At 52.8% G+C, this 6,502-nt stretch carries 4 protein-coding genes and 3 pseudogenes; 3 read left to right on the forward strand and 4 right to left on the reverse strand.

Annotated features, from left to right (window positions below; genetic code table 11):
* Nucleotides 1-75: 75 nt before the first annotated feature.
* A pseudogene (locus tag TU79_RS25575) lies at nucleotides 76-517 on the forward strand (Na+/H+ antiporter NhaA); the annotation flags it as partial.
* 194 nt (nucleotides 518-711) lie between these two features.
* Here the strand turns inward: TU79_RS25575 and TU79_RS27075 are convergent.
* Nucleotides 712-814: pseudogene (locus TU79_RS27075) on the reverse strand (NAD-dependent deacylase); the annotation flags it as partial.
* Nucleotides 802-1,107 (reverse strand): BPSL0761 family protein, encoded by a 306-nt coding sequence (locus TU79_RS26660; protein WP_057009844.1) that lies wholly within the window; start codon nucleotides 1,105-1,107, stop codon nucleotides 802-804. The pseudogene TU79_RS27075 and the gene TU79_RS26660, both read right to left, overlap by 13 nt.
* 1,670 nt (nucleotides 1,108-2,777) lie before the next feature.
* Between TU79_RS26660 and TU79_RS21285 the strand changes: the two genes are divergently transcribed.
* Nucleotides 2,778-3,059, forward strand: a complete 282-nt coding sequence (locus TU79_RS21285; RefSeq protein WP_042944669.1) for a helix-turn-helix domain-containing protein — start codon at nucleotides 2,778-2,780, stop codon at nucleotides 3,057-3,059.
* Between the two features lie 195 nt (nucleotides 3,060-3,254).
* Nucleotides 3,255-4,235: pseudogene (locus TU79_RS21290) on the forward strand (IS5 family transposase).
* 128 nt (nucleotides 4,236-4,363) lie between these two features.
* Here TU79_RS21290 and TU79_RS21295 read toward each other — a convergent pair.
* Nucleotides 4,364-4,723, reverse strand: coding sequence for a hypothetical protein (locus TU79_RS21295; protein WP_057009846.1), 360 nt, complete (start codon nucleotides 4,721-4,723; stop codon nucleotides 4,364-4,366).
* 1,483 nt (nucleotides 4,724-6,206) lie between these two features.
* Nucleotides 6,207-6,502, reverse strand: a 296-nt coding sequence (locus TU79_RS25590; RefSeq protein WP_211263083.1) for a transposase, incomplete at its 5' end; no start/stop codon positions are given.

The raw sequence follows: 6,502 nt of genomic DNA on the forward strand, positions 1-6,502 counted from the left end.
CATGAACCAGCCTGGCATCACCATCAAGACGACGCTCAGCCATTTCGCGGCTGAGTACCGTGTACTATTCGCCAAGGGTGGGCTATTCCTGCAGCGACCGATATCGCGTTTGCCTTGGGCGTACTGTCGCTGCTCGGTAAACGTGTGCCCATTTCGTTGAAAATCTTTCTGTCCGCGCTGGCGATTCTTGATGACCTTGGTGCTGTACTGATCATCGCCCTGTTTTATACCAGCGGCTTGTCGGTCAGCATGTTGCTGGCCTCACTGAGCGTTATTGTGTTCCTGGTGATGCCCAACCGATTCGGTGTGACCCGGCTCTGTCCTTACCTGATAGCGGGCAGTCTCCTGTGGTGTAGAGCTTCTGTGCGGAATTGGTTTCACAATGAGCCTGTTCATCGGGGCGCTGGCCTTCCCGGATAACCCGCATTTGGTCGATGAGGTGAAGGTTGGGGTGCTAATGGGCTCTATTCTTTCCGCTGTCCTCGGTATTGCTGTTCTTTTGAAGGCTAAACGTTAATCCTGAGTTCATCTGTCCGTTGAGAGCTGCATGATGGATGAGCATCCAGTCGCGCCTGCGGGTTCAGGCATCATCAGGATATTTCGAACGCTTGAGCAACCCGAGATAGCTTCTCGGCAGAGCCAACATAAATAGCGAGAGGATGTTCGGAAAGCCTGGGCCGTTCCCAACCGCTCAGGATCGTACCTTTCTCAAAGGTCTGTGAGCTTGTCACGGAAAGTCGGAATCCCACTTTTAACAGATATGTCGGCGCCGGTAAAAAAACACAACCTTTCGAGCGGCAGTCACGGCTTTGATGGCGCGATCCCAGCATGCCCTTTGGAAGCTTTGTCGGCTGCAGCGCAAACGAACGGGGTGTGGTAGCTGCTATCGATTGCGGAGCTGAAGACTGGGCCCATCGGGGACACGTCAGTATCTGACGCTTCTTCAATCCGTCCTGCCAGAAGCACCTGAAACTGAGATGGATAGTGACGCAGGAGGAATTTGGCGTCACGGCGTACCCTTTCTGGCATCGATAAGTCTCGGGAGAGCTCGAGCAGAAACTCCCCCGTTTGGATGACTGCCCGGGTACGTTCAATCGGCATGGTCATGTTTAAGCCCTCTTAGTCATCGTGCTGCCGTAATTAGGTGCTCACGCTTGGCGAATGTCTTGACCTACAGTTAGTTGACGTGCCGTATCGGCCACACAGGGAACATGCTACTAGGTTCCTTAGGCTAAGGCCCCCCGTGCGTGAGTGCTTGGACGAAATCAATCGGCGTTATGCTGCGCAACGGACTCCTGTGCAGAACACGTTAGCCATGCCCGAAGTGAAGCCACCAAAGCCCGACAAATTGCCAACATCGCCCACCATCAGCGGTCCTTGGTTGCGTGTCTGACAAAATCCATTGACTTGGTGAGGGTCAAAAGATCTATGGTATTTCTTACTGAAACGTTATCCCTAGATGCGTGGATCAGCCGGCGAGCCTTCAAACCGGTTCTAGTTCGAATCCGTCTAACAGGGCTCGGTCCAGAAACCTGTTCTGTTTATCAGATCTGTTCCGAAGCAAGCCCTGAGCATGCTCTTCAAAATCTGCTTTCATTTTCCACTTGAGTGTCTTTACTTTTCGTCTCCCCTTCATTACCCCCCCATTTTTTTGAGTTTCAAAAGTCATAGTAATACTAGGTGCATCAAGCACTGCTGGAGACTATCTCCAACGCAGAAAGCGAGTAACTCTTCTTCTTAATTTGGCGAACACGCGGTGAGCGGCAGGGTTGTTGTGCGTTGGAGAAATTTCCTCGCTCTGGAAGCGCTGTGATCAAATTCGATGCAGGTCGGTGCTTGAATCGCATGCGACCGCCTGGCGAAGTCTGATGCGAACGAGTGCTCTGTGAAACCACATCATATCTCCATGTTTGGTATCCATGCGGTTATTCAGCCAGCGCTGTCTAGTCAGCGCGTTAGCCGAGGAGGTCATTCAGGTCGGGGTCATTGAACCAGCAGTGACTACGACGGTATAGCAAGCTCAACTATCTCGGCTGACCTGTAGCGGCCAGCAGGCCTGAACATGCAAAGTACTAATAGAGCGGTTGATGGAAGCTTATATTTCTCACTGTCTCCCTAAGGGTCCAAAAAGCTGGGTATTGGATGCTGCCGAATAGTTCTCTGATAGCTGAAAGTTCTGTTGTTGAAGGTGCCTGGGACAATACAACACCCGTGATTTCTTTTTCCGACGAAGATCCAGGTCACCCAGTTTGTAACTGGCTGAAGCAGTTCGGTAAACGACCGCGCTTTGATCAGTAGAGATGCCGTTGAAGACGGTAACGCTCTCTAGCTCCTCTAAAGTCCAGTAGGTGCGACCGCTGATGGACGGCGGGCACATCATGTGAACATGCCTAATCTCTACGTCCGTGACTGCAGCTAGGTAGTACTGTAATTCGTAAGCACAGTTGAGTATGGCTGCACGATTGGTCTGCCCCGTGTGCAGGGAGATGATAGTGGCAATAAAGCATAGTCCCTCCATTTCGCCGTGAGTCCAATTCCGTACCTCACGCTGAGCGGGGTCATAAACAAAAATCAATTAGGGCACCCTGACTGGTAGAAGGCATCGGTTTTGGAAAATGCACTGCTTGCGATGGATAGAAAAAAAGCCCACAGCAGCGCTAAGAAATTTCCCTTGCAGGTTTGCGTTGCCGCAACGCAATTCTACCGAAATGAACACTATAGATTGTAGCCCTATAGTGAGCAAAAAGGCTTCATCGTTCCTTTTGCGAGGAATGGTCATGGAAGTGAAGCAGGCGTTCGGGATTGCGCTCCGAAATGCCAGGGTTCGTCGGGGCTTAACGCAGGAAGATTTCTACGACATCAGCAGTAGGACCTACATCAGCACGTTAGAGCGCGGGCTCAAAAACGTTACCATTGACAAAGCAGCTGCATTGGCCGAGCGCACTGGCGTTCATCCTCTCACTCTGATAATCGAGACTTTCCTGATCCTCGACCCAACAGTTAATCTAGCCTCCCTGATTAGACAGGTGCAGGAAGAAATGGAAGCGGCTTCTAAGTGAGGGGCGGTGGGGTCATAATTGGGGGGTAGAGGAGAGGAGCCGCACAGCAGCCCAAGGAGTCGAGAGGGCAGCCAGGGCTTCTGAGCCCGGTCAACCGGGGGCTGAGCATTAATTGCCTGTTCAGTCCCCTAGGGATTCTCCGAACAAGTCCGCAAATGTGATGAAATGTGCCTGACCACCTGATCCGAGCCGCCCATGAGCCAGATGAGCTTTTCCGATTTCGAATACGCCGGAAAACGTAAGCAGACACGCCGCGAACGCTTCCTCGCCGAGATGGATCAAGTCGTGCCTTGGACAGACCTGCTGGGGCTGATCGAGCCGTTCTACCCCAAGGCCGGCGGTGGCAGAAAACCGTATCCGCTGGAAACCATGCTGCGCATCCATCTGTTGCAGAACTGGTTCTCCCTGAGCGACCCGGCCATGGAAGAAGCGCTCTACGAAATCACGCCCATGCGCCAATTCGCACGCCTGACGTTGAGCGCGCCGATCCCGGAAGACACTACGATCATGAACTTCCGGCACTTGCTGGAGAAGCATCAACTCGCACCTGCGATCCTCGCGGTCATCAACGCTTATTTACAAGAAAAAGGCCTGTCGCTGCGTCAAGGCACTATCGTTGATGCCACCATTATTCATGCCCCCAGTTCCACCAAGAACGAGGAAGGCAAGCGCGATCCCGAGATGCATCAGACCAGGAAAGGTAATCAGTATTTCTTCGGAATGAAGGCCCATATTGGCGCTGATGTCGAGTCCGGCCTGGTTCATCACGTTCATGGCACCGCCGCCAATGTGGCCGATGTCACACAGGTCGCCGAACTATTGCATGGCGAAGAAAACGCGGTGTATGCGGACGCTGGATACACCGGTGTCGAGAAGCGTGAAGAGCATGAAAATCGTGAAGTTATCTGGCAAATCGCAGCCCGCCGCAGCGCCTATTCCAGGTTGAATAAACGCAGCCTGCTGTACAAAGCCAAGCGCAAGATCGAGTAGTGCAAAGCTCAGACACGGGTCAAGGTTGAGCATCCGTTTCGGGTGATCAAGCGGCAGTTTGGTTACGTTAAAGTGCGCTTTCGTGGGCTGATGAAAAACACAGCTCAGTTGACCACGCTGTTCGCCCTGTCAAACCTGTGGATGGCTCGAAAACAGCTGATGGGTATGGGCGAGTTGCGTGTTTAACACGGAAGAGCAGACGAAATAGCCCTCAATACACGAAGCATCGGTCGTTTTTTGGCAAATAGCGCTGCGTTCCGAGGAAATTTGGACTTGCCGCCGCCGCGTGGCAAGTTGATCGGAGCTTCCCTAGATCAGGCCTCACGATTCTGAGTATGGCGTAAAGCTGCAGACTTACCTCGTGCAAGTGTGAGCTGACTGTCCAGGAGCACATCGGTCACTTCATAGTATTTGCCTTGACTGTCCTTGCGCCGATTGAGGATCTGCTCACCCTCAAGATTGGTGATGGCGTAGGCATGGACAATGTCTGAGCGTTCGGCGTTCATCGTCTGAAACAAGTCAGCCGCCAATTGTCCAGGTGCGACGACACCGGGGTAGGACAGAGCCGCTTTCTCCACAGCCTTTCGAAAGGCGTTACGCAAACCTGCGCCCATCTGCTCCTCAAGCTTCGTCCGGTTCAAAGTGGGATCAAGGTGGCAGGTAACCTTGGCCATGAAACTGGCGATCTAGGCGAAACCGTACCAGGCAAAACCCAAACGAAACAGGTGGGCATTGCTACCAGGTAAGGCCACGCGGCCAAGGCTTTTAATGGCCTCGAATTCTGCATCAGTGCTCATGGTTTACCTATCCCTAGATGCGCCTCCAGTAGGCGGCAATTGTCTTATCATTCAGCGATGCATGATGCGCGCGTTTTCGGGAGCCTAGGTGATCCCGTGAATGGCTACTCTGTAAATGACAACCGTGCATCAACTATGCACAGGTCGCAGCCTAGGACGCTTGCTAAACGTCCTTGAACCAGAGAACACTGCCAAACTCCAACACAAATCCCGATCCGCGCGCCAACGAGGGCAATCGCTTTAGCTAATCTGCCTTCGAAAATACGGTCAAGCGCAACGCCGAAACCTCTTGAAGCGGTCCTAAGTTTTCCGGTTACCATTTTCCGGATGGTGGAGTTCAGAAATTCTACCTTCGACAATGTTGAGTTGTGCATCCTGATGAACTCCTTGTTCTCGAAGGCCTGGATCTCCTCTTTCCCCTAAAGGAAATGCCGGCGAATGCCACCGTTGAGCTCCATTAGGGACGTTATTTTGGGGTGGTGCGCGTAACCAGAGCCGCAGCGGTCGGCCAGTAGGTCATTCAAATTCAGCCGGCGCTCCACGGGGATGACGGAAGCATCCCTTCCGCCTAATACTCGGTACCGATGCTCAAGGTGTTCGAATCCGTAGGTAAGGTTTCGCATATTCCAGTGCACCCAGTACTTGTCGCGCCTGTCACGGACGAACTGATAAAAACCGGTTAGCAACTGGAGTTCTACCGCGTCGAAATTCCCGAGAACGTCTTTCCGTCCGATTCGAAACTCTTCAGCGATGGAATGCGTGGAGAAACTAACGGCCTGACCGGTAGCGTAATGGCAATGGAGGTGATACGGGGGAGAGGCCTTCGTTATCGTCGTACAGGCTCTGGCAGGAGTAGTGAATGGTGTAGAAAATCTGAGGGGCCTTCTTGACTTCTCGAATGAATGCGCCGCTATCCGTAATGCTCATTGACTCTACTCGCGGTCAGTCGTGCGTCGAGGCAGATTACTCAACGCTTCCGCACCGATGATGGAGCGGAAATCTATTCCCTGTAATAAAGCCTGTTTCAGCGTGGCACGACGGCGACAAGGTGGACTGACGTCACTCCAAGTCGCCATAAATCAATGCTGGCCGTCCAAATGGGTAATTGCACTGATTTGACCACCTGTTTACATTCGACTTGACCAGCCATTTGCATCGGATGTGACCAGCGCACGGCTACGTCTTGACCGGCAGGAAACGGCCGATTCTGTTGAAAAGTCGATTTTCAGGAAACGTGACGCTGAGCTTGGCCTCATCAAAGAACCTATTCACCACTGTTAAGTGGTTTTTCGGTACTTCGTTGACCGTTGCTGCTTTGTCAGTGGGTTAATTTGAGGGTTTTTGCTGATTTCGGGCGCACCTATCCTGTGGTTGGCGGCCCGTGAGAGGTGAGTTTGGCCAGTCGGCGCAGGTTCTGTACCGCAGCCGCTAACGTAAATTCATCAGTCGCGCCACTCATCCCACGTAGTCGCAAGCGATCCAGTTTCAAGATGCGCTTGAGGTGGGCGAATAACATTTCGACTTTCTTGCGTTCGTGACGAGATCGCACATATTCCGGCGTCTTCGCGATTCGCCGAGCCACATCACGAGCCGCTTCATGAACGCTACGGGCGATCTTACGAACCGATGTGTTCGGGCAGCACTTGGCTTTCATCG

Source organism: Pseudomonas trivialis (assembly GCF_001439805.1).
Taxonomy (GTDB): domain Bacteria; phylum Pseudomonadota; class Gammaproteobacteria; order Pseudomonadales; family Pseudomonadaceae; genus Aquipseudomonas; species Aquipseudomonas trivialis.

Excerpts from the sequence above, each read along its gene's own strand:
- TU79_RS21285 (WP_042944669.1), top strand. The coding sequence starts at position 2,778 with ATGGAAGTGAAGCAGGCGTTCGGGATTGCGCTCCGAAATGCCAGGGTT.
- TU79_RS21295 (WP_057009846.1), bottom strand. The coding sequence starts at position 4,723 with ATGGCCAAGGTTACCTGCCACCTTGATCCCACTTTGAACCGGACGAAG.
- TU79_RS26660 (WP_057009844.1), bottom strand. The coding sequence starts at position 1,107 with ATGACCATGCCGATTGAACGTACCCGGGCAGTCATCCAAACGGGGGAG.